Genomic DNA, 24,356 nt, shown 5'->3' with positions numbered 1-24,356 from the left:
CCTTCTGGTGCATGTCAGTAATATTTAGTATTTATCAATGTGCCGAAATCAATCTTAAAAACAGTATGATGTACAAATTTCGTTGTGTGCGCACTTTTTATAATGTGACTTGGTCACTTATTCCGTTCAAATAGTACCGAATTTGACGTTTATGTACAGGATGAATGTATCACCGTGAGTCTGAATTCACTGGATTCTTGGTCAAGCGCTGTATTGGCTGTGAGCTAATGCGCCTTATGTATCGCTATTTTGTACTAAGAAAATTTTTCCAATTGTTTTTGATACTTTTTCTCGAGAGCTTCATTGCCTGCTGCACGTTCAAGTTGAATCATGAGTTGCAAAGAGGGCTTCTTCACGCCATACATTTGATTGAATCTCATTAATCGAATTCTAGCTTCAGTATAATCACCGCTATCAATTTCTATTTTAGCGAGTTGCAAAATCGATTTTGGTCTATGGGGATCATGATCGATAGCTCTAGTAAAGTAGTATCTCGCTTTGTCTTTATCTTGTGATTTTAGCGCACAAAAAGCTGCATTCTCATAGCTTGCTGGAATAAGGTAGTAATAAGGCTGCTCAATGGCTCGATTAAACATCTGATCGGCTTTTTCGAAGTCACCTCGCTTGCAAAGAAAAGTACCGTAGTTATTGAGCACATTTCCGTTTTTAGTGTGTTGGCGTAGAGAGCGTTTATACATCTGTTCGGCTTTAATATCTTCACCAACCGTTTCGTAGTAGTGAGCCATAGATAATTGCGCGCGATAGTATTGAGGTGCGTGGTTTAAGGCTTGTTGTAAGTTATCATGCGCGCGAATCATGTTACCGCCGTCTAAATAACCTAAGCCAAGTGCGATACGTGATTCTGCCATTGCCACAGGATCGGCTTTAACGACAGGGCTTCCATCTTCTTTCACCGTCACGCAACCCACGAGTGCAAACTGAGACAATAATATTAGTGCACCGAGCTTTGCTGTTTTCATTCTTTATCCCTACATCCTTGAATCTTTCTGCATGATATGAATTACTTAGCAAAAACCTATTGAGGAAAAAACACTATGCGATCAGGTTTGCAAACTGTTATGAAAAAGCCGCCATATGGCGGCTTGGTTCACATATTACATTTCGGTAATGATGAGTGCTTTGTTTGCTTATTTTGAAGCTAATCGTCTTTAGTGAAAGCATCTTCACTGAAGTGATCGAGATCGTACGGTGTTTGCTGATAAACACAGTAGTTCAGCCAGTTTAAAAAGAGGAGGTGTCCATGGCTTCTCCAGCTTGCAATTGGTGGGTTATCTGGGTTGTTGTTTGGGTAATAGTTGACAGGAATAGCGGGCTCCATACCTTCGCTTAAATCTCGGATATATTCATTATGTAAAGTGTGAGAATCATACTCAGGGTGTCCTGTGACAAAGACATTTCGTTTGTCTTTTGTGGTGGCCAAGTACACACCTGCGACATCCGATGTCGCTAAAATGTCTAAGTCAGTATGCTCTTCTAGAAAGTGAGGCGAAAAATCTGCGTAACGCGAGTGAGGAGCCAAAAACGTGTCATCAAATCCGCGTAAGATAGGGTGAAACTGATGATGGATTTGATGATGATACACGCCTGAAAGTTTTTCTTTACGCGTTTTTTTAGGTAGATCGTAGAGTAGCTTTAACCCTGCTTGCGCAGCCCAGCAAACATAAAGAGTGGATGTCACATGATCTTTTGCCCACTCCATGATAGTTTTGAGATGATCCCAATAAATGACATCTTCAAATTGCACCAAACCTAATGGAGCCCCAGTAATGATCATGCCATCGAAGTTTTTATCTCGCACCATTTCAAATTGGCGATAAAACGTGTCTAAATGTTCAGTTGGCGTATTTTTACTCGGGCGGTTATCAATGCGCAGTAATTCGACGTTAACCTGAAGTGGGCTGTTTGAGAGTAGACGCAGAAACTGAGTTTCAGTCTCTATTTTTTTTGGCATCAGATTAAGGATCAGCACTCTTAAAGGACGTATTTCCTGACTCGCTGCACGCGTTTCACTCATCACGAAGATGTTTTCTGTCCTTAATACATCGGTAGCTGGTAATTGATCTGGAATTCTAATTGGCACGACTTTCTCTCCCTAAGTATAGTCAATCTAGACGTCTATACTTCTAAAGCTAACTTAATTAAGTTTAGATGTCGATACGAAATCCGACTTTTCAATCTACTCTTTACATTATGGTAAACCGTACTCGGGGTTGTCACACAATTGTGACTAAAGCAGAGTTTCTGATGAGATAGGTTTGAAACGCAGTGTGTACTATTTGCTGGTAATTATGCGATCACGTTAATATGTGAAGGTGACTTCGTAGTAAGGAAGTCTCAAATTAATGAGCCATACTAAAAACAATCAGCTCACCATTTTGCATTAATGTGCATATTTGGAAACATCGTCAGTGGAGGACATTATGTTCGGTATTTTCAAGAGAAAGACAAAGATTCAGGGCATCGCTCAAGAAGTTCCTTGCGTGCTACTGCATTCGTTTGGTGATAAAGACATTTATACGCCGGAAGAGATTGATCAAGCTCTTCAAAAGCTGGGTTATGATAAGAGCAAGGATATCAGTCATTATCAGTATGCGTATGGAATGTTTGCCGATGAAGCCTCTTACGAGCTCCTAGAACTAACGGATGAGCTAGGTAATTATGGTCATTTCCAACGTGAAGTAGGTAAGATGCTACTCAATACACCTGAGCCGATTGATATGCATATCTACTTTGAAATTTCTCGTCAGCACCAAAACGTCAGCCTTTCACCTGGTCATCAAAAAGTAAGCGAAAGTGATGGTGTGTAAACATCGTTAGTGGTATTCCATCGTGAGATGAGTTGGGTATAATGCGCGGCCTAATTATCCGGACATGTTGTCGGTTACATTTCTGTTGAGCGTTAATGCCTTATGTTCAAAATGCTTGTCTCTATGCCACCAATGTTGGCGCTGTCGATCGCGATTGTATGTGAAGTGATTGCCACTTCTTATATTCCTAAAACAGAGCAATTTACGAAAGTAATGCCGAGCACAGTCGTTTTGATTGGTTACGGCATCGCTTTCTTCTTGCTTTCCGTCACAGTGCAAACAATGCCTGTCGGGGTTGTTTATGCCATATGGAGTGGTGCTGGGATCGTTTTGGTTGCGACGGTTGGTTACTTTGTTTACGGACAGCGTCTAGACTTACCAGCCTTAGTTGGTATTGGGTTTATCATCGCTGGTGTGTTGATCGTAAATTTATTATCCAAAACAGTAGGGCACGAATAACGCCACTCTACTTGTTAAGTGAATAAGAAGCCGCAGCGAGAAATTGCTGCGGCTTTTTAGTGCAAATTCAATCGCTAATGGCGAGTATTGATATGACGTCTTATTGTTGTATTCATAACGGTCGCATTATGTGATTGAACAATAGGCATTATTTAGCGAATTGAAAATACAAAGTTATGTTTCTTCAAACTTTAGGAAAGGGCAGTAGATAAATCACTCCGATAGATGTTAACGTGGCGACTCATCTTTACTGCTTTTTCATTCCCTACATATTTCTGCAAAGTTCTTATTGTGTAGTGTGTCGAAGAACCATAGAATCCGCGCGCTTTAATTTATGTTATTAGCGTTATCAATGATAAAAGTGCAGTCCATTATCATTGTTTTTATCACTTATAGATGGGCACATCTGACAATACTTACATGAACAAATACAAAAAGCCTGCATTCAAGGCCGAATTTCTTTTGCCTCGTTACTGGGGAACGTTAATTATCATTAGCGTGATGTACTTACTTAGCCTCCTTCCTTTTAAAGTTCAACTAGCTTTGGGACGCAACATTGGTCGTTTAGCTATGCGACTCATGAGAAAACGTCAAGTTACGATCAGACGCAATCTTGAGCTTTGCTTCCCTCATATGGAAGAATGCCAACGCGAAGCAATTCTAAAAGACAACATCGACAATACTGGCATCGCACTTTTTGAGACCGCAATGGCATGGTTTTGGTCAGATAAACGGGTAAACAAACACGTTACGATAAAAGGCATGGAGCATCTAGAGGCTTTAGAGAAGTCAGGCAAAGGTGCATTAATGTTGGCCGTACACTCAATGAATCTAGAGTTAGGTGCTCGAGCTTTTGGCATTAAAAAGTCTGGAACCGGTGTTTATCGCCCAAACAATAATCCGTGCTTTGATTATTTTCAGTATAAGGGACGCTCTCGCTCTAATCGTACACTGATTGATCGTAAAAACGTCAAAGCCATGCTTGAAGCACTTAAAACGGGTGAGCGGGTTTGGTATGCACCGGACCACGATTATGGTAACCGACGCTCGACATTTGCACCGTTATTTGCCGTTAAAAATGCTTGTACTACGACAGGTACAAGTTTGTTGGTTGATTCTACAGATTGCGCCATTGTGCCTTTTACGATGGTAAGAGGAAAAGACGGACACTATACCCTAACCATTAGTGCGCCCGTCGAAGGTTTCCCGAAAGAGGATCATCAACGTGCCGCCGCATTCGTGAATCAAATAGTTGAAACATCAATCATGGCAAGTCCGAGCCAGTATATGTGGCTTCATCGTCGGTTTAAAACTAGACCAGAGGGTGAGGACTGTTTGTACAAGCCTAGGCTCATCCCTAGCTTGGCATAACACATAGAGAGCCTACAAAAAGCCCAAGGAACATACGAACCTTGGGCTTTTACTTTCTATTCTTTTCGCTTTATAAGTAGCGATCTTTTAGGTGAGCTTGAAAGTGTTTAGCATTCAGTGTTTCACCCGTGGCTTGTTTTACCAACTCATCAGTGGTGAATAAGCTACCTTTACTCCAGATGTTTTCCGAGAGCCAATTGAATATCGGAGCTAAGTCGCCAGAACGAATAACCGCATCTACATCGACGGTTTGTTTCATTGCTGCCATAAATTGTGCAGCGTACATCGCACCGAGCGTGTAGGACGGGAAATAGCCAAAACTTCCGTCTGTCCAATGGATATCTTGCATACAGCCATTTTTGAAGTTTCCTTCGGTTGATAGCCCCAAGTACGCTTTCATCTTTTCGTTCCAGAGTTCTGGTACATCTGTATGTTTGATGACGCCATTCATGAGATCTCGCTCAATTTCATATCGAAGAATAACGTGAGCAGGATATGTTAGTTCGTCAGCATCTACGCGAATAAAGCCTTTTTCTACGCGAGTGTAAATTTTGGCTAAATTGTCTTTTTCGAATTCACTACCAGAAAAATGGTTAGAAGCCAGTCGAGCGAGGTGATCGATAAACGCGCTGCTTCGTCCTATTTGCATTTCAAAGAAGAGTGATTGTGATTCATGAATACCCATAGAGCGAGCTTCTCCCGCGGGTGTTCCTGATAAATCTTTTGGTAGCCCTTGTTCGTATCGAGCATGGCCAGTTTCGTGGACAATCCCCATCAATGATTGGACAAACTCGTTTTCATTGTAACGTGTCGTAATACGCACATCTGTCGGTACACCGCCACAAAATGGGTGGGTACTCTCATCAAGTCGACCGTGTTCAAAATCGAATTGAAGTAGCTTCATGACTTCCAAACCGAGCGCTTTTTGCTTTTCCGCAGGGTAGTGTGCAGTTGGCAATAAGATGTTGTCTGATTGTTGTTTTTCAAGCGCTTCATCGATCAAAGTAGGAAGCCAGGTTTTCACGTCAGCAAAAAGAATGTCTAACGACGCAGACGTTGTGCCAGGTTCATAAACATCGAGCATGGCATCATAAGGAGTCGTGCCATTTGCTTCGGCTCTAATTTGCGCTTCTTCCTGCGATAGCTTTACGACTTCAGCCCAGTTCTTTTCAAAACCAGCCCAGTCATTTTCTCCACGTTGCGTACGCCATGCATGTTCACATTTGGAGCCAGCAAGAGATTGAGCTTGAACTAATGATTCTGGTAGTAAGTTAGCTTGCTGCCACCCACGCTTCATTTCTCTTAGGATAGATTTTTCTTTTGTAGACAGCGTCTCTTCTTCTGCCTGAGCGAAAAGCTCTCCCAAGTGCGGTTGAGTCATTAAAGAATGGATATGTACATCGAGCTCTGCCGTGGCATTCGAGCGTGCTTCAGCGCCACCAGGTGGCATGACCGCCGCTTGATCCCAATCTATGATGGCTGATAGATGCTCAAAATTTGCCACTTTTTTGGAATGTTCAACGAGTTTTGTAAATGCGTTCATGTGACTACTCTTATTCTTTTGTTCTTTCCCTAAACACCCGATAACGGGTCCTTCATATGGTGTTGCACTAAGCAACCTGCGTTAATTTACTAATAATTAACAATTAACTCCAACCCATTGTCCATAAACTCACCCAGTTGTATAGCTCTCTTAAAAAAGAAGCTTGCGAATCTTGTGGATTGGCGGTATTGATGAAGGATTAACAATTAATTATCACGATAATATGGATATTTTGAATTTCGAGGCATTTATTATTGCCATTACGATTTTAACGTTAACGCCAGGTTTAGATACTGCACTTGTTATCCGTAACACTAGCCGATCGGGCCTAAAAGATGGATGTACAACCAGTCTAGGGATTTGCTTTGGCTTATTCGTACATGCTTTTTTTTCTGCGGTTGGTATCTCGGCGATTCTTGCGCAATCAGCAGAGTTGTTCCAAATCGTAAAAATGATTGGCGCAGCTTATCTTATCTGGCTTGGTTTGAGCAGTTTAAAAGCGCTAATGTCGTCGAAAGATGGATTGGCCGTGACCGAGCAGATTCACGAAGTGTTTAATGGTAAGCGCTCTTTTAGAGAGGGCTTTCTTTCTAACGTCTTGAACCCGAAAACGGCGGTCTTCTATTTGGCTTTCTTGCCACAGTTTGTGAATCCAGAAGGTTCACCCTTGCTTCAATCAATGATGATGGCATCTGTACACTTTGCTATTGCGATGGTTTGGCAGTGTGGTTTAGCTGGCGCGCTTAACTCGGCTAAAAATCTACTAAAGAATGCAAGCTTTATGAAGTGGATGGAAGGCGCGACGGGCGCAGTATTAGTCGCACTTGGTGTGAAGTTATTAATTGAAAAACCCGTTTAATGCGTAATATTTATCGATTGTTGATACTACTCGCTGTATTTATTGTGGGGATAGGTGCCGCTGTCGCTTGGCATACGTGGCCACAAGTACAGTTTGCGCAACGCGGCATGATCTGGTCTTGGCACTGGGGCTACTTCGAGCCTTTTGCTAATGGAATACAACAAACGCGAACTCAAGACACTAAACAGTTATTGCTCAGGCGTGTGTATTTGCATGACGCTATTGTCGTTTTTGTTTCGACAACTATGGACAATAAATTTGAGGTCGACGTTGTAAAAGAGCAAACCTGTGAACCTAAAACGACGACTTGGGCTTCGGTCTCTGTCAATCATCAACGTGTCAGGCATGTACCTATGGTGTGCGATGCGTTTGGGCAAGGCTACTTTTATCGCTACATCGGGAAACATCTGGAATCGATTGAGGTTGGTGTCGGCGACTCGTTTGTAACAGAAGCATTTTTAGACTGGCCGCTATCAGAGTTGAAAGCGGATCAATTCAAGCAAAAAAATGCGAAGTTTTTTGAAGAACGTGGAGAAAACGTTGAGCATCAATGGTTGAGAGATTAACCATTTAACCGAAGATAAATAAAGCCCGCTAAATAATAGCGGGCTTTATGTTTTACCATTTCTAATGTGTTTTGCTCTCTGTGACTGACAGTTTGTGACCGCAAACCTGCCGTTTCACTAAGCTTTCACTGCTTCAACTTCACCTGATTGCGATGTTGAGCTAAAGAACAGTTTGGTTTCTGCCAGTACGACGTGACGCAGTGCGATCAAACCAATTAGGTTAGGAATTGCCATCAGACCGTTTACGATATCAGCCAGTAGCCAAATCATATCGAGGTGAAGGAATGCACCAGATGCCACCAAGCCGACGAAAATCAGTTTGTATGGAAGCACAGCTTTAGTTCCGAACAGGAACACAACGCAACGCTCACCGTAGTAGTTCCAACCAAGAATGGTGGTAAAAGCGAAGAACATCAAACCGATTGAGACGAGCATAGGGCCAAATGTATCTGCATTTAAACCCACCGCAAAAGCATGAGTCGTCATCGCGGCACCTGCAAGGTCACTTTGCCATGCACCGGTCAGGATTAGAGCAAGGCCTGTCATGGTACAAATAATGATGGTATCGAAAAAGGTACCTGTCATTGAAATTAGGCCTTGTTTAACACAAGAGTCTGTCTTCGCTGCTGCTGCTGCCATAGGCGCGCTACCCAAACCAGATTCATTTGAGAACACACCGCGAGCGATACCTGATTGGATTGCCAACATGATGCTTGCACCTAGAAAACCACCAGTCGCTGCTGTTGATGTAAAGGCTGAAACCAGCACTAATTCAACGGCATTGAACAATTGGTCTGCATTCATGATGATCACGCTTAAACACGCCAACACATAAAATACAGCCATGGTAGGAACCACTTTTCCTGCAACGTTAGCAATGGATTTGATGCCACCCAAAGTTACGAAAGCAACCAAAAGAGTTAGTACAAAGGCAGATAGCTCACGGTTAACACCAAGAGATATCTCACTTGCATCCAGAATCGCGTTTACTTGTGGAAACGTACCGATACCAAAACAAGCAACACCCAAAGCAAACACTGCAAACATGATCGCGAGAGCTTTTGAGCCAACACCGTATTGCAAGTAATACATTGGGCCACCAATCATTTGGCCTTTATCATCGACTCTTCGGTACTTAACCGCCAACAAACATTCGGCGTATTTAGTCGCCATTCCGAAAAGGGCAGCGAGCCACATCCAGAATAGAGCGCCTGGTCCACCGAGTTTGATTGCTGTGGCAACACCAACAATGTTACCAGTACCAATTGTTGCTGAGAGCGCAGTACAAAGAGCTGCAAAGCTAGAAACGTCACCTTGAGTATTAGATGACTTATCTTTACTGAATACCATCGCTAGCGCTGTTGGGAGGTGTTTAAACTGGATCAAGCCAAGGCTAAAAGTGAAGTAAACACCTGTACCCACTAGCAAAATAAGCAGCGGTGGACCCCAGACAAAATTATCGATGGTTTGTAGTAAAGATTGTAGGTTGTTCATGATTTCCCCTTAATAAAACAACTAATAAGGAGAAGAGGGAAAGGACGAGATCAACGATCTCTAAAAGAACTAAGCTATTGGTTGTAGGCGGGAAGGCCAAGCAAAATAGTTAGGTTGTAACTTTCCACTCCTCTGTCCTTTTGCCTGAGAGTTTCACCTTGCGTGAGTGCAAGACTTGCTCCTTCGGCGACCGATTTAACGGTTCTCTCCAGAGGTTCCTCCAACTACAGTCCCCGCTACCTAGGTAGCACCTGAAATAGTTAATTCTTCGGCGAGTTATGCTAATCAAATGTTAAAATTTGATTAATAACCACTCTCCTGCAGTCTTCATCGGAACAATTACTCAATTAAATGAGTAAAGGTTAGTTAATGATGCTGGTCATCATTAACGTGTGAACTCTATCATGTTTTTGGTCCATTTCAACACCCTATATCAATTTATTTTTAATGAAATAACCTCATCAATTTTCATGAAGGTATGTTTGCCAATCTTTTTGTGCGAGTCACGGCATAAATAAAATTTATTGGGTTAGGGAATGGAACCCAAAAACACTTCAGAACGATAAATGTGTTTCGATCGTTACGACATAAGTTATTCAATTAAGGACACAAAATTGATTAAAATCGGAGCACTTATTTTAAAATCTACGCTAAGTTGACCTTATGGTACGTATAAATGGGTTACAATGAATCTTTGTGAAACAGTCTACGGACCTAGGCAGTTTTTCATGAGTGGACAAGGAGGCGGTATGACCAGATTATTAGCCATTGCGGTGTTGATTGCAGTAGCATTTGTGCTGTTTCGTTATCGAACCAATGAAAAAGTCCAAAAAGCGACCGTTATAACATTAATTGGCGCATTTCTGATTTATACAGCATCAATTATGTTTGCGGAATTGATCCGCTAGCAAAGTAAAAGAGTCCTTGGAGTAGTATACGGTGAGTTCTCAGAACAAAATGGAAGAGCAAGACGACGTAGTTGTCATTGAAGAGCGTGACAAACGTACGCATATCTATATCGCAATCGCTGCGGTGTTAGGCTTGGCATTTGGTGGCCTTGTTGGATCGGTTGTCACTGCGAACAAGTGGGAATCGACTTACCACGTATTAGAAGAAAAGTATCAAGCACTAACGCAAGATAAAACCCAGTTGGCATCTCAAGTAAAAGTGCGTGAAGAGGCGCTTGACCAAGAAATACAAAACCAAGTTAGTGAGTTACTTGCCGCGAAAGACGAAGCGCACCAGAAAGCACTTAAGAAGTTGCAAAAGCAATTGACTGAGGTCGAGAAGGTCAACTTGTCACTAGAGTCTCAATTGAAGCAGCAGGCAGATAAGATCAACACGACGAAGTCAGAAAATGAGAAGTTGAGTCGTCAAGCGGATATGCAAGCGACTATGTTTGAGCGGTCCCGCGAAGTATTCCAGAAAGAGCTAAAAATTTCGCAAGAATTAGAGTCTCTCGAGAAAGAACGGTCAAAATTATTACCTAAGATTGAGAAACTCAAGAAAGAGTGTGACGTATTTTTAGAAGGCAAATCTTGGGACGTGAAGTCGGACGCGTGTGATAAACATGATGAAGCTAATTCACGACTAAGTCAGGTCGATCAAATGATTGAAGTCTATAAAATGGACCTCAAACAAATCAAAGCAATAACGGAAGATATCGGCCTTTAAATCTTTTGTATCCGATTTTTGAAAAGCAAAAGGAGCTCTTTAAGAGCTCCTTTTTCGTTGTTAGCTATGACTTTTAGCCTATCGCGTATATTAGATTCGTGAGGCGTCATAGCCTGAGGCGAGCAGGAGTTCTCGTTCGTGTTTAATCAGCTGAGCTCGATCTTCAATTAGTTCATTGAGTGCTTGAGATGGCTTACCTGCTAATGCTTTGAACGAAGCAAAAGATTCCGCGGTGTCGATTTTATCAATCATCTGACTGATGACATTACGAGCCTCACACGGGTTACTCGTCGTTGTAAAGTATTCTACTTGCTTTGCTGCCGATTTCATCTCAGTTAATAGCTCAAGCGGGCTACTTTCTTTGGCTACTGCCATGTAGTTATCCAGCACGCGCTTTGCATAAAGCAGTTCTTTGAGGGGGATATCTCTTCCGCTCTCGATTAGGGATTCGCTAAGGATCATACTTGAGCTCATGGGCATTCCTTCTTATTACTACGCCGCTTTTGATGTTTCCTTGAGTCTAATTTATTGAAGTCACATTGGGAATGGGTAAAAAGCATTTTTAACGCATTTTTATTCATTTATGAAAACGCGAATGCGATGCTTATCTGGATCGATAGCCATAAAATTTAACCCATACACTGATGTCGCTGGTGGTTGAACAAACTCAACACCTAGGTCTTTCCAGCGCTTGTAAATGCGCTCTAACATATGACTATTGGGCACTGATAAAGACAACTCGGTACCACCACCTCGAATGCCGCTGTAGGGTGAAAGATTATCTCTTTGCTTGAGTGTCAACGTTAAGCCTTCGGTCAGTGGAATAGCGGCGAAGGTTGGAGACAACTGCGTGACTTTGCGTTCGAACAGTTTCGAATAAAAAACTTGGCTTATGTGGATGTCCTCAACGTAGAGAACGAATGAATTGATAGCCAGCATGGTTTGTTCCTTAATCAATTAGAAATAGTAGGGGCAATCTAACGTAAAGGAACGACAGGAGTTGTCAGTAGAACATTATCGAAGGTAAGTGACAGAATAAGAAAAAGGAGCCGTTTAGCTCCTTTTTATCAGCGGAATCATTGGTGTTAATGAGTGTGTTTGGAAGAATACCAGTTGTTTTGATACGCTTTAGATGCAAATAATGCGTTTGCTTTTGCACGCTCGATAATAGACTCGTCCACCTCTAACGGCTTCATGGTTTGGCCTTTAAAGTCGTACGCCAGGGTCGATACCTTTTCACCAGGTGAAAGCACAACGAGATTGTCGCGCGTTAAATAACCAAAGTTTTTGTCGTATTGCATCATTGCGCGCTCATCTTCGCGAGCTAGTGGCTTCGTTAAATCACGACCAATCATCGGTGTTTTAGCATCTACCCCAATTAGAGATAACAGTGTAGGCGGCATGTCGATGTTGTTTGCTATGCGGTCATCTTTACGTGGTTGAATGCCTTTACCAAGGATCAATGCTGGAATGTGAAAGTGCTTAACCGGAACAAGGTTAGCGCCAGAAACACGTGCATCATGATCTGCAATTACAATGAAAATGGTATCATCCCAATAAGATGACTTTTTCGCCTTTTCAAAGAAAGTGCCCAAAGCGTAATCGGAATATTTTACGGCGTTGTTACGCGTCATATATTCTGAATCGTATGGCTCAATTTTGCCTTTCGGATACTCATAAGGGCTATGATTACTTGACGTAAAAACTAAGCTAAAGAAAGGTTTGTCGCTTTTTGAAAGGCGTTCAAACTCTTCGTTTGCTTTGTTATATAGATCTTCATCACTAACACCCCAAGAGCCAACAAAGCTTGGGTTGTTATAATCATCTTCTTCTACTATTTGATCAAAACCGTTACCAAAGAAGAAAGTTTTCATGTTGTCAAAGTTGGCTTCACCGCCGTAAATAAATTGCGTGTGATAGCCTTGAGCTTTCAGTAAGTCCGCGATGGTAAAGAAACCCGTTTGGCTTTTACTCAGCTTCACTACCGCGCGAGAGGGAGATGGAGGAAAGCCCGTGGTTACGGCTTCAATTCCACGAACAGAACGAGTACCAGTGGCGTACATTTGTGTGAACTGCCAACCTTCCTTCATGAGTTCATCAAGGTTTGGTGTTAGAGGCAAACCACCCAAAGCACCGACAAATTGGGCGCCTAAGCTTTCTTGTAGCAAAATCACTAAGTTTTTATGTTTACCCTGGTAAGTCGCGGGGTTACTGTTCATGGTTGGGAGTAATGAAGGGGTGAAGTCGGACTTTGTTGATGAAGTGCGAACTAATTCCAACATCTTTTGAGTGTCCATTTTTCCGTAGAACTGCTCCGCGCTCTTTTCTGACTTCATGCTATTAACCGCAAACAACAATGAGTAAGATGAGTTCAGTGCTAAGTCGTTAAGCAGTGGATCGTTAGAAAAGGCGACCATAGCAGGATTTAGCGGGCGGTGACCTAAAGATGAGCGAGCACCTGCAACCCCAAAAAGAACAACGAAAAGTGCCAATAGTGGTCGCCATTTCCAGTTGACCTGCTGCGCCTTATCGGTCAGTTTCTTACTCCACTTCCAACCTAAAGTGATGGTTAAAACTGTACCTAACGCACCAATAAACAGTTCTAATTTGTAGCCAGTCCAGAGCATACTCAAGACTTCTTTTGGGTAGATTAAGTATTCCACAAACAGGCGGTTTGGACGTAGGTCGTATTCCTGAATGAATGGCGCTGTTGCGAGCTCCATGTATACAAGCACCCAAAGCCCTAAAACCATCCATATGCGTAATATTCGCTTCCAACACTCTCCCATCTTACCGGTTAATGGCATGAAGGTTGAAAACAGTGCTGGAAGAATAAATAACCAGCAAAGCGTTGCAATATCTACGCGCAAACCTTGACCTAGGATATAAATTAAGTCGTTTAGAGAGTCAATACGGTCAATCTGCCAAAAAGCTAGCAAAACTCTTGAGATAGACAGAAATAGAAGCGAAAACAAAGAAAAGGCAGCAATTGGCTGCAAAGGCCCCCACACAGAGCTCTTTGATAAGTTTTTCATATTTATTCGAATAGTTTAATTGTTATGTTGTGTTGTTTTTAGCAAAGCAAGCGTGAAATAAACGTGAATTATAATGTGGGTTTATGGTCGAGTAGTGTAAGTGTTGGTATGTCTATGTAAGGGGGAGGGGCGTTTGTGTAAAAAAGAGCCAGTTGATAACACCAACTGGCTCTAGAGGTTGATAAAGGCATGATTACATTGCGGCTTTCTTCGCTTCTTCGACCCATGCGTCGAACTTTTTCTGGTTCGCTTTGATCCAGCCATTTACATGAGACTCGATGTCCGCTGAGCTGTTCTTACCTTGGCTCATCATCATATTCTGAGCACTAACATCATTGATATTTAGTTTGATGATTTCAAACAGCTTTGCAGCAGCAGGGTTGTTTTCTGTAAACTCTTTATTGGCAACGATGCGCATAGAGTTCATCTCGAAGCCGTAGTTCTTACCGTTCTCTAGTGTTGTATCAATGTCCTTACGCTCACCAGGAAGTGAAGAGAATGGCACTTCTAACCACACAACATCTTTCCCCGGAACTAAAACGCCACTTACCCAGTACGGTGTCCAAGTGTAGTAAAGAATCGGATCGCCTTTTTTGTAACGTGAGATTGTATCAGCGATAATCGCCGCGTAGTTACCTTGGTTGTGTGTTACTGTGTCACGAAGTTTGAAAGCATCCAACTGATGCTCAACAACCATTTCACAACCCCAACCTGGGTTACAACCAGTTAAGTCCGCTTTGCCATCGCCGTTTGCATCGAATAGCTTCGCCAATTTTGGATCTTTTAACTGACCAATGTTAGTGATGTTATATTTTTCCGCGGTTTTCTTATCGATCAAATAACCTTGCGCAGCACCACTTACGTATTGGCCTTTACGGAAGAACTTATCATCACCGCCAGACATCGTGTACTTATCGGCGTGAAGAGGGAACCAACCAACCGCTAAGAAAGTAGCATCACCTTTAGCAATAGAGGTGTAGCCTACGTTGTAGTCCACTTCTTTGGTCGGTTTAACATCGTAACCAAGCTCTTCAAGTGCGCGGTTTACGATCAACGTTTGAAATGTTTCTTCTGCAACGGTTGATTGAACAGGCTGAACAGTGACACCTTCACCCGGTAGTTCACTTGCCACACCATAAGTTGAAAATGCGATAGTACTTAGAGCTCCAACAGAGAGCGCTTTCTTCCATGAATTATTCATTGATGTTTCTCCTAAGTTTTAGATCGTCTTGGTTCGTCTTTGTTTTCAGTTTTAATAGGTATGAAACAGGACCTGTGTGATACCAGCGAAGTTTAGTGTTGCCCGCATTAACCCCTAACACCTGGGTGATACGGTCTAACAAAATCGCAAGAATAACGATGCCTAAGCCACCAACGGCAGCAAGACCCATATCAAGTCGGCCAATACCACGAAGCACCATTTGGCCTAAGCCGCCAACAGCAATCATTGAAGCAATCACTACCATAGAAAGTGACAGCATTAAGGTTTGGTTTACACCTGCCATGATAGTTGGTAACGCCAACGGTAACTGGATGCGATAAAGCATCTGTTTTTTGTTTGCCCCGAAAGAGTGGCCAGCTTCGATAAGCTCTTCAGGTACTTGCTGAATACCCAAAATAGTCAGGCGCACAACGGGAGGCAGGGCGAAAATGATCGTTACTACTACGCCAGGAACGTTACCAATACCAAACAACATAACAATTGGCACAAGGTAAACGAACGCGGGAGTCGTTTGCATTGCATCTAATATTGGCCTAACAAATTTGGCAGCGGTTTGGCTCCTTGCCAACCATATCCCCATTGGTAGCCCTATAAGCAAACAGAAGAAAACGGCGGTTAACACCAGAGCTAGCGTTGTCATCGCTTGTGACCACGCACCAATTAGGCCGATGAAAACAAGGGATACAAGAGTAGAAAAACCAAGTTTTACATTGGAAAACTGCCACGCTAGCAAAAATAAAATGAGTACCATTATAGGCGCAGGTGTAGACACCAAAGCAGTTTCAAACGACGTTAGAATAAAGTCGATTGGAACTCGTATTGCTTGGAAAACAGGTCGACCATGTTCCACCAGCCAGTTCAAACCGGACTCTACCCAGCTATCGAGGGGTAAAACCGCATCTTGGAATGGGTTCATAATATCGAATGGCGCTTGCTCTACAGTTTCTGAGTTGAGCCAATCATTACTTGGCGTGGTCTCTGTACCTTGCGACCAAGGATCATCTTGCGCAGGAGCAGTATTTGACCAGGGATCATTGTTAGTTTGCTCTGAAGACATCGTGTTAATCCTTATCTAGTGTTTGTAGAAGACGTGATTTAGTCACGACACCAAAGTAAGTTCCTTTCTCATCTACGACAGGCACGGCATAAGGAACACCAGCAACCAGACCCAAAATGTCATTAATTGACTGATCAGGCTGAAGAGTAACTTCATCCGGTAATTGAGCACTGGCTAACGAACGGTTTTCTTTATGAGCCAAACGTAGTGAATCAAGAGATACGATGCCGGAATATCGGCTAGATTTATCGACGACAATGCCGTAATCACGGTCGTGATCCATCAGAATCTGCATCGCAGAGCCTGGACCGTCATTTTCCGATTTCTTAAAAACAGCCGCTGGCTTCTTGCGCGCGATATCTTTTGCTGTCAAGACACTTGCGATGTTTACGCCGCGGAAAAACGCTTCGACATAATCATTTGCTGGACTGTGTAATATTTCATCAGGTGTACCAACCTGAACAACCTCACCGTTTTGCATGATGGCGATACGGTCGCCAATGCGCATTGCTTCATCCAAATCATGAGAAATGAAGACAATTGTGCGTTTGTCATCGTTCTGTAGACGAATAAGCTCATCTTGCATCTCAGAACGGATCAATGGGTCTAAAGCGGAAAACGCCTCATCCATTAATAGGATGTCTGGATCACAAGCTAACGCTCTCGCTAAACCAACGCGCTGTTTCATACCTCCGGATAATTCGTCAGGGAAAGATTCTGCATAAGGGTCTAAACCCACTCTTTCTAAGGCGGAAAGGGCACTTTTCTGACGCTCATTAACGTCGATGCCGGCAAGTTCTAAACCAAAGGCGGCATTTTCAATCACCGTCATGTGTGGCATGAGTGCGAAACTTTGAAACACCATTGAGATATTGTTACGACGAACTTCTCGAAGTTCATTTTCGGAGATGTGGGCGATATCTCTTCCTTTGAGATAAACACTACCTTTAGTCGGCTCAATGAGCCGGTTAAGAAGTCGAACAAGGGTGGATTTCCCGGAGCCAGAAAGGCCCATGATTACGAAAATTTCCCCTTCATTTATGGTGAGAGATACATCGTTTACGCCGACTGTTAAACCTGTCTGTTCAAAAATACCGTCTTTATCGACGCCTTTGTCGATAAGCGAGAAGGCTCTCTCTGGGTCTTCTCCAAACACTTTATACAGTCCCTTAACTTCCAGTATGGGATCCATGTTATCTGTCCTTTTTCGTGTGTTTATAACTGTTTAACGATTTGTACTCTAATTAATTTTAGTTCAACTTTCAACGAAAGGGGGTTGGTTAACTAGTGCTGCCGTGCATAGAGAATTCGTTGAGCAAGGTGTGTTCAATTCTTGCTTTTTATATTTAAAACAATTGCTTGTGATGTGTTTTTATCCACCATAACGTTGCCCTGACGTAGGGTTGAATTTATTTTGAATTTTTTTGTACATTTCAACTCAACTCGCTTGCATAGATATAAGCTGTGATAGCTTAGAACTCTACATGTAAAAAGGTTAGAGCTCTAATTTTTGGTTAAGGCTTGGTCCTGTGAAATCGGTTAGGTACTGTTATCCTTAGATTTATTTATTGCTTGATTTCACTCAGGGTGATATTTATCGCTGTAGTTTAGGCAACGTATGGAATAAAAAATGGAAGCCGAACAGTTAGAAGTGCTCAATTTCATTAGCCAGTACCCACCTTTTGATGACCTACCTGAAGAGCAGCTTAGAAAAATCGCTCTCAATGCCGAGGTTGCATACTTTCGGCAAGGAACAAAAATCCTTAACTTCGGAGATACGATCCGCGACTTGTATATGGTGAGAAGTGGGGCGGTAGAGATTTATCGGCGTAAAGGTGAACTTTACAACAGGATTGATGCTGGTGGACTGTTTGGTCAGATGGGGTTGTTGATGAACAACCGCGTACGGATGCCAGCCAAAGCGATAGAAGACACTCTCGTTTACTGTATTCCGGAAAACATCTTCAATGAACTTTGTGATGAGTTTGAAAACTTTGCGGACTACATGGAACTGGAAGATAGCGCGCGTTTGCGAAGCGCAATATCTAGCCGATCTGAAAGCAATGACTTTACCACCGCTAAGGCACGTAAAATCTTAGCAAGAGATCCAGTAACTCTGGAGGCAACGGCTTCAATTCAGGAAGCTGCAATACTCATGGCAGAGGAGAATGTCACCTCTCTGCTCATTATTCGCCCGACAGAGGAGCTCACAGAAGAAGATGACGAACAGCTGCTTGGAATATTGACTGATCGCGATCTTTGCATTCGCGTACTAGCTCAAGGTATTGATACCAATATTCCAGTGAGTGAGGTCATGAGTTATGACGTGGTTTCATTGGATTATAACGCCTATGTGTTTGAGGCCATGTTAACTATGTTGCGTTACAACGTGCATCATTTACCAATTTTAAAAGATAAAAAGCCGATAGGAATTATTGGCATGACGGACATCGTTCGTTACGAATCTCAGAACAGCCTATTGCTAGTGAGCTCTATTTTTCAGCAAACCAGTGTCGAGGATCTCAAGCAGGTTTCTGAACAAGTAAAAGACTGTTTCGTAAGAATGGTCAATGAAGATGCCAACGCGCACATGATTGGTCGAGCCATGTCGGTTATAGGCAGTAGTTTCAAACAACGCCTCGCTGAATTAGCTGAGCAAGAGTTCGGCCCAGCGCCCATTCCTTATTGTTTAGTCGCAATGGGTTCAATGGCGAGGGATGAGCAGCTAATTGTAACGGATCAAGATAACGCGCTTATTCTCGATAACAGTTATGACGTTGAGATTCACGGAGAGTACTTTGAAAAGTTTGCTAAATTTGTTTGTGATGGTTTAGCGGCATGCGGCTATGCTTATTGTACTGGAGACATTATGGCTACCAACCCAGAATGGCGAAAAACTCGTGCAGAATGGGAAGAATGCTTTGGAAACTGGATAGACAATCCAACCCCTGAGAGATTGTTAAATAGTAATATCTTTTTTGATCTCCTCGGTGTGCATGGGCGAGTGAAATGGGCGGAGCAATTAAGCAGCTTTATTGTGAGACGAGCGAAAAGAAATAACCGCTTTCTTGCTTGTATGGCGTATAACGCAATACGTAGGACGCCTCCACTGGGCTTTTTCAAAGACTTTGTGATGGAGAAAGATGGTCGTCATCGCAACTCGATTAACTTGAAGCGAAGGGGGACGGCTCCGTTGGCCGATTTAATACGGGTGCATTCTCTGGCAATCGGTTCGCGATCGCAAAACTCTTTCGACCGTTTAGATGACATTAATGATGCTGGCATTTTACCGAAAGGTCGAGGTTTGGATTTAAGGGATGCGATGGAGCTAATCTACATGGTTCGAATTCGTCACCAAGCCCTTGATATAGAAAATGGAGAAGAGCCAGACAACAATATTGAGCCGGAGAACATGTCTGAATTTGAACGTCGAAACTTAAAAGCAGCATTTCAAATTCTAAGTAACGCTCAGAACTTCATTAAGTTTCGATACCAGAGAAGTAGCAAATAATGTGGTTCTCAAAAAAAGTAGAAAAAGAACAGCCGTTGTTGGATACATCCCAGACGCCAGAGTGGTCAATGTTGTTCAAACAACTAGCTAAAGAAGCGAAAGACGAGAGGCTCAAACGCTACTATTCGACACCGATGGTTAATGGGGAAACACCAATTGAACAAGTGCCATTTGTCTCGGTAGACTTTGAGACAACAGGATTGAACTCGGAAGAGGATGTCATTCTCACGATCGGACTTGTGCCGTTCACTATTGATCGTGTTCAATGTAATGGTTCTGCTCATTGGGTCGTTAACCCAAACAGAGAGTTAAACCACGAGTCTGTCATTATTCACGGTATCACTGACTCTGAGGTTAAAAACGCGCCGCAGCTGTCTCAGATCTTGGGTGAAATATTGGATGCGTTGTCAGGCAAAGTGGTACTTGTTCACTACAAGAACATTGAAAGGCAGTTCTTTAATAACGCCTTGCTAAATAGCATCGGAGAGGGGATACAGTTTCCTGTTGTTGATACGTTAGATATTGAGTATGCGATACAACGCCGTGAATGCAGAGGTTTTATCAATAAGTTGAAAGGCAAGAAACCCGGTTCTGTACGATTAGGGTACGCTCGTGAAAGATATGGCCTCCCTGCTTATCAACCTCACCATGCCCTGACGGATGCGTTAGCAACTGCGGAGCTGTTTCAAGCACAACTGCAGTATCACTTTAATCGAAACATGCCAATATCTTCGGTTTGGCAATAGGCGTTATTTATGGTGAAAACAATAAAATGCAATGAGAGATAGGGGGCTTTAAGATTATGATGGCGGATTGAGTAACCGCTTATAAGAACAATGTTTTATGAACATGTGCTTGGTAGTGATGAAGACGTTTCATTACTCGAACTCCGACGAAAGTAATTTAAACTTGGTCACGTATTTTTAAGGAGATTATCCGTGAGCACCGATAATAACGGTGGCATTCAACGCCCCGATGGAAAAGTAAACGCAATAGATACTGACTATCAAATTGGTCAGGATAACGTTGCGCTAAAGGTAGGCCCATTTGGCCTTGATATTCACAACCGTGTTTTTGCAATTTCTGGCTTAGCAATCGTCATGTTTGTTGTGATAACACTATTATTCCGAGAACAGGTAGAGCCGTTTTTTGCAGACCTACGAGCGGGTTTGTTACACAATTTAGACTGGTTTTTTCTCGCTTCAGGTAATATTTTTGTCATTGTCTGTGTCGGATTGATCTTCACACCATTGGGCCGTGTGCGAATCGGTGGTACTGAAGCAACACCGGATTACTCCTATGCCGGATGGTTGGCAATGCTATTTGCTGCAGGTATGGGCATTGGTCTCGTATTCTTCGGGGTATCAGAACCGATGTCCCATTTTAGTTCTGCGATTGGTGGCGTGAGCGTTGAGAATGGTGTACGTACTGACTGGGCACCGCTAGGTGGTGCAGAGGGCGATGCAACTGCAGCTTCGGCATTAGGGATGGCTGCGACGATTTACCACTGGGCACTTCATCCGTGGTCAATATACGCGCTCTTGGCTCTTGGACTGGCTATCTTTTCATTTAACAAAGGTTTGCCACTCACCATGCGCTCAATTTTTTACCCTTTGTTTGGTGAGCGTGTATGGGGTTGGACTGGTCATATTATCGATATTCTTGCAGTGGTAGCGACGGTTTTTGGTTTAGCAACATCGCTAGGCTACGGTGCATCTCAAGCCGCAACGGGTTTGAACTTCCTGTTTGATGTCCCAATGACCAATACCACGCAGGTTATATTGATTATTGGTATTACTGCGCTCGCTTTAATCTCTGTTGTGGCTGGACTCGATAAGGGCGTGAAAATCTTATCTGAAATCAACATGGGTCTTGCAGCGCTGCTATTGCTATTTGTTATTGTTGTTGGCCCGACGATTGCGATTTTAACTGGTTTCTTCGAGAACATCGTTTCCTATGTGGCTAATATCCCTGCCTTATCTATGCCATTTGGACGAGAGGATGTGAATTACTCTCAAGGCTGGACGGCGTTTTACTGGGCGTGGTGGATTTCTTGGTCACCATTTGTGGGTATGTTCATCGCACGTGTGTCTCGCGGTCGTTCAGTTCGTGAGTTTATTATTTGCGTTATTCTTATCCCATCTTCAGTTTGTGTGTTATGGATGACGGCTTTTGGCGGTAACGCAATTAGCCAATACGTTAATGATGGCTACGAGGCGGTGTTTAACGCAGAACTACCTTTAAAACTTTTTGCCATGTTAGATGTTATGCCATTGGCTGAGATAACATCTTTTGTCGGCATTATCTTAGTCGTGGTGTTCTTCATTACCTCTTCTGACTCAGGATCACTGGTTATTGATACTATTGCTGCGGGCGGTAAGGTCGATGCACCAACGCCACAACGCGTGTTCTGGTGTACGTTTGAAGGTTTGGTTGCGATTGCATTGATGTTGGGTGGTGGTCTAGCTGCTGCTCAAGCAATGGCGGTGACGACTGGTTTACCGTTTACTATTGTTTTACTTGTTGCAACGGTATCTTTGATAAAAGGTTTGATGGATGAACCTCGTCCAAAGGCGGTTTCTAAGAAATCAAAATAACTAGTATCAGCAGTTAAATTATTGATAAAAGCGGTATGCGAAAGCATGCCGCTTTTTTTTGGATTTCTATTTTTCTCTGAGAAATGAACAGCATGGAAAACGGTCTTATTCTGGTTGTTTTTTGTACTGTGCATTTAGGTGACTATTTAATAAATTAGACCTCGAACTATTTTAACTTTTGGTTAATAGGTTTATTTTTGTGATTTGAATCACAAAAATACCGATAAAAAGGCGGATTATTTGATTTTTAGTCGCGAGGGATGCCCATAATAAAAAGGAAATTTAATTAGACCTCAAAGGATATGTATTTTCACATGATCACATCAGCACCTTGGGTCCTTTATCCAGAGATTGGAGAAGACTCAAGTAAAAAATGGATTTTTCGTGAGCCTAAAATCTCTGATGGTGACGACATTTACAGCTTGATTGCAGACTGTCCTCCATTGGACATGAACTCATCTTATTGCAATTTCCTACAGTCTACGCATTTCAGCAAAACCAGTATTTTGGTTGAGCAAAAAGGCGAAATCGCAGGTTTCATTTCCGGTTATCAGAAACCAGACGAGCAAGACGTTTTATTTGTCTGGCAAGTTGCAGTCTCACCTCGCTTTAGAGGTCATGGTTTAGCATTCCGCATGTTGAAAGAACTTCTCACCCGAGAGGAATTAGGCGGTGTTAAATCGGTAGAAACTACCATCACGGAAGATAATAAAGCCTCTTGGGCACTGTTCAAAAAGTTAGATGCGATGAACGGCAATTCTGGCCAAGTAAGCACATTTTTGGATGAAGAAGCCCACTTTAAAGGCAAACACGATACAGAATATTTGTATCGCATTCCTCTCAAACAATAGGAAATAAAAACGGTCTCATCATGGATATTTTCAAAAAGCAGGAATCCAACGTACGCTCATATTCAAACAATTTCCCGGTCGTTTTTCGTAAAGCGAAAGGCTGCTGGCTAGAAACAGAACAAGGTGAACGATACTTAGACTTCCTTGCTGGAGCGGGATCTCTAAATTACGGCCATAACAATCCAGTACTAAAACAAGCGTTGCTTGAGTACATTGAAATGGACGGTATTACTCACGGTTTGGATATGCACTCAGAAGCGAAAGCATCGTTTCTGGAAGCGTTGGATACTTACATCCTTAAACCAAGAAACTTGGATTACAAGGTTCAGTTTACGGGCCCAACAGGTACTAACGCTGTTGAGGCGGCATTGAAGCTGGCTAAAAAAGTAAAAGGCCGCGACAGCGTCGTTGCGTTTACTAACGGTTTCCATGGTTGTACTGCTGGCGCACTGGCTGCAACGGGTAACCAGCATCACAGACAAGGTAACGGTTCTAGTCTAAGTAACGTCACTCGTATTCCATTTGAAGGTTACGCTGGCGTAGATGGTCTTGCGCTGTTCGAAACCATGCTAAATGATAACTCTGCAGGTATGGATAAACCAGCCGCTGTACTTCTTGAAACTGTGCAGGGTGAAGGTGGTTTAAATGCTGCTTCAAACGAGTGGTTACAACGTTTGAGCAAAATCTGTAAAGCCAATGACATTCTTGTGATTGTCGATGACATTCAAGCAGGTTGTGGACGTACCGGTACTTTCTTTAGTTTCGAGCCGTCTGGTATCCAACCGGATATCGTGACGCTATCGAAGTCGATCGGTGGTTACGGTTTGCCGATGGCTGTCGTATTACTTAAGCCTGAGCTTGACCAGTGGAAGCCAGGCGAGCATAACGGTACGTTCCGTGGCAATAATCACGCCTTTATTACTGCTGCAAAAGCACTAGAAATTTACTGGGCAAACGATGATTTTGAAACACACATCAAGCAGTGTTCAGACAAGGTGAGTGCAGTGATTGACCGTTGTGTTCGTCGCTTTCCACAAATGTTTGTGCAGAAAAAAGGCCGCGGCATGATGGTTGGTATTGAATGTATCAATGGTGACATGGCATCTGAAATCGCGAAAAACTGTTTCGAGAATGGAATGGTGATAGAGACAGCGGGTCCAGACGATGAAGTTGTGAAGTTCTTCTGTCCACTAACCATCAGCGAATCAGAGCTAGATCAAGGACTAAGCATCTTTGAAAATGCAGTAGAGACTATCGCTGCGAAACATTTCAAACAAGCATCTTAATAA

Annotated in this window: 22 protein-coding genes and 1 riboswitch; of the genes, 12 read left to right on the top strand and 10 right to left on the bottom strand. The window is 42.8% G+C overall.

All coding sequences use genetic code 11. The annotated features are described in order from the left end of the window. Window positions 1–254: 254 nt before the first annotated feature. Together pilW and metA are read right to left on the bottom strand one after the other, a co-directional pair. On the bottom strand, window positions 255–980 hold the full coding sequence (pilW, locus tag R7P67_RS10940; protein WP_017820928.1) for a type IV pilus biogenesis/stability protein PilW: 726 nt from the start codon (window positions 978–980) through the stop codon (window positions 255–257). 179 nt (window positions 981–1,159) lie between these two features. Continuing rightward, window positions 1,160–2,101, bottom strand: a complete 942-nt coding sequence (gene metA, locus R7P67_RS10935) for a homoserine O-acetyltransferase MetA (RefSeq protein WP_005377792.1) — start codon at window positions 2,099–2,101, stop codon at window positions 1,160–1,162. A gap of 340 nt (window positions 2,102–2,441) precedes the next feature. On the opposite strand from metA, the gene R7P67_RS10930 reads away from it, so the two are divergent. The 3 genes from R7P67_RS10930 (at window position 2,442) to R7P67_RS10920 (ending at window position 4,658) form a co-directional block, all read left to right on the top strand. Next, window positions 2,442–2,828: a hypothetical protein gene (locus R7P67_RS10930; protein ID WP_053303128.1), complete on the top strand. Its 387-nt coding sequence runs from the start codon at window positions 2,442–2,444 to the stop codon at window positions 2,826–2,828. A gap of 123 nt (window positions 2,829–2,951) precedes the next feature. Continuing rightward, a complete protein-coding gene (locus R7P67_RS10925; RefSeq protein WP_069593657.1) occupies window positions 2,952–3,287 on the top strand; it encodes a DMT family transporter in 336 nt (111 codons plus the stop codon). A gap of 420 nt (window positions 3,288–3,707) precedes the next feature. Further along, a complete protein-coding gene (locus R7P67_RS10920) occupies window positions 3,708–4,658 on the top strand; it encodes an LpxL/LpxP family Kdo(2)-lipid IV(A) lauroyl/palmitoleoyl acyltransferase (protein ID WP_064369089.1) in 951 nt (316 codons plus the stop codon). A gap of 70 nt (window positions 4,659–4,728) precedes the next feature. Here R7P67_RS10920 and R7P67_RS10915 read toward each other — a convergent pair whose 3' ends face one another. Next, window positions 4,729–6,201 (bottom strand): carboxypeptidase M32, encoded by a 1,473-nt coding sequence (locus R7P67_RS10915; protein WP_005377788.1) that lies wholly within the window; start codon window positions 6,199–6,201, stop codon window positions 4,729–4,731. 223 nt (window positions 6,202–6,424) lie between these two features. Here R7P67_RS10915 and R7P67_RS10910 point away from each other — a divergent pair, with 223 nt between their 5' ends. Next, a complete protein-coding gene (locus R7P67_RS10910; protein WP_137281937.1) occupies window positions 6,425–7,060 on the top strand; it encodes a LysE family translocator in 636 nt (211 codons plus the stop codon). Beyond that, window positions 7,060–7,626, top strand: a complete 567-nt coding sequence (locus R7P67_RS10905) for a hypothetical protein (protein WP_005385713.1) — start codon at window positions 7,060–7,062, stop codon at window positions 7,624–7,626. Before R7P67_RS10910 ends, R7P67_RS10905 begins: the two co-directional genes overlap by 1 nt. A 117-nt stretch (window positions 7,627–7,743) precedes the next feature. Here R7P67_RS10905 and R7P67_RS10900 read toward each other — a convergent pair whose 3' ends face one another. Further along, window positions 7,744–9,120, bottom strand: a complete 1,377-nt coding sequence (locus tag R7P67_RS10900; protein ID WP_005377785.1) for an alanine/glycine:cation symporter family protein — start codon at window positions 9,118–9,120, stop codon at window positions 7,744–7,746. A gap of 122 nt (window positions 9,121–9,242) precedes the next feature. Next, window positions 9,243–9,342, bottom strand: a riboswitch (glycine riboswitch). 527 nt (window positions 9,343–9,869) lie between these two features. Between R7P67_RS10900 and R7P67_RS10895 the strand changes: the two genes are divergently transcribed. Both R7P67_RS10895 and R7P67_RS10890 read left to right on the top strand, forming a co-directional pair. After that, the gene (locus R7P67_RS10895; protein WP_005377784.1) at window positions 9,870–10,028 is read left to right on the top strand and encodes a hypothetical protein; all 159 of its coding nucleotides are present in this window, start codon (window positions 9,870–9,872) and stop codon (window positions 10,026–10,028) included. Window positions 10,029–10,059: 31 nt separating this feature from the next. Beyond that, window positions 10,060–10,794, top strand: coding sequence for a chromosome segregation ATPase (locus R7P67_RS10890; protein ID WP_017820934.1), 735 nt, complete (start codon window positions 10,060–10,062; stop codon window positions 10,792–10,794). Between the two features lie 90 nt (window positions 10,795–10,884). On the opposite strand, the gene R7P67_RS10885 is transcribed toward R7P67_RS10890, so the two are convergent. The 6 genes from R7P67_RS10885 to proV all read right to left on the bottom strand — a co-directional run bounded on the left by R7P67_RS10885 (window position 10,885) and on the right by proV (window position 17,300). Then, complete coding sequence (locus R7P67_RS10885; RefSeq protein ID WP_005377782.1) at window positions 10,885–11,268, bottom strand: hypothetical protein; 384 nt, start codon at window positions 11,266–11,268, stop codon at window positions 10,885–10,887. A gap of 99 nt (window positions 11,269–11,367) precedes the next feature. Continuing rightward, window positions 11,368–11,733 (bottom strand): VOC family protein, encoded by a 366-nt coding sequence (locus R7P67_RS10880; protein WP_203345845.1) that lies wholly within the window; start codon window positions 11,731–11,733, stop codon window positions 11,368–11,370. Between the two features lie 146 nt (window positions 11,734–11,879). Beyond that, window positions 11,880–13,829 (bottom strand): LTA synthase family protein, encoded by a 1,950-nt coding sequence (locus R7P67_RS10875; protein WP_258457848.1) that lies wholly within the window; start codon window positions 13,827–13,829, stop codon window positions 11,880–11,882. 193 nt (window positions 13,830–14,022) lie between these two features. Beyond that, window positions 14,023–15,030 carry a glycine betaine/L-proline ABC transporter substrate-binding protein ProX gene (proX, locus tag R7P67_RS10870; protein WP_005385703.1) on the bottom strand — a complete coding sequence of 336 codons (1,008 nt, stop codon included), beginning with the start codon at window positions 15,028–15,030 and terminating at the stop codon, window positions 14,023–14,025. Next, window positions 15,023–16,108 (bottom strand): glycine betaine/L-proline ABC transporter permease ProW, encoded by a 1,086-nt coding sequence (proW, locus tag R7P67_RS10865; RefSeq protein WP_005385701.1) that lies wholly within the window; start codon window positions 16,106–16,108, stop codon window positions 15,023–15,025. The genes proX and proW overlap by 8 nt, the downstream gene beginning before the upstream one ends. A gap of 4 nt (window positions 16,109–16,112) precedes the next feature. Continuing rightward, window positions 16,113–17,300, bottom strand: a complete 1,188-nt coding sequence (gene proV / locus R7P67_RS10860; RefSeq protein WP_005377777.1) for a glycine betaine/L-proline ABC transporter ATP-binding protein ProV — start codon at window positions 17,298–17,300, stop codon at window positions 16,113–16,115. 438 nt (window positions 17,301–17,738) lie between these two features. Between proV and R7P67_RS10855 the strand changes: the two genes are divergently transcribed. The 5 genes from R7P67_RS10855 (at window position 17,739) to ectB (ending at window position 24,353) form a co-directional block, all read left to right on the top strand. Further along, on the top strand, window positions 17,739–19,619 hold the full coding sequence (locus R7P67_RS10855) for a DUF294 nucleotidyltransferase-like domain-containing protein (RefSeq protein ID WP_005377775.1): 1,881 nt from the start codon (window positions 17,739–17,741) through the stop codon (window positions 19,617–19,619). Beyond that, complete coding sequence (locus R7P67_RS10850) at window positions 19,619–20,365, top strand: 3'-5' exonuclease (protein WP_005385697.1); 747 nt, start codon at window positions 19,619–19,621, stop codon at window positions 20,363–20,365. The genes R7P67_RS10855 and R7P67_RS10850 overlap by 1 nt, the downstream gene beginning before the upstream one ends. A 192-nt stretch (window positions 20,366–20,557) precedes the next feature. Further along, window positions 20,558–22,216 carry a BCCT family transporter gene (locus tag R7P67_RS10845; protein WP_005377772.1) on the top strand — a complete coding sequence of 553 codons (1,659 nt, stop codon included), beginning with the start codon at window positions 20,558–20,560 and terminating at the stop codon, window positions 22,214–22,216. 314 nt (window positions 22,217–22,530) lie between these two features. Next, the gene (ectA, locus tag R7P67_RS10840) at window positions 22,531–23,067 is read left to right on the top strand and encodes a diaminobutyrate acetyltransferase (protein ID WP_262652474.1); all 537 of its coding nucleotides are present in this window, start codon (window positions 22,531–22,533) and stop codon (window positions 23,065–23,067) included. A gap of 20 nt (window positions 23,068–23,087) precedes the next feature. Further along, window positions 23,088–24,353 (top strand): diaminobutyrate--2-oxoglutarate transaminase, encoded by a 1,266-nt coding sequence (ectB, locus tag R7P67_RS10835; RefSeq protein ID WP_017820939.1) that lies wholly within the window; start codon window positions 23,088–23,090, stop codon window positions 24,351–24,353. Window positions 24,354–24,356 lie beyond the last annotated feature (3 nt).

It is taken from the genome of Vibrio sp. Vb0937 (genome assembly GCF_033338855.1).
This window is presented reverse-complemented; position numbering and strand designations above follow the sequence as displayed.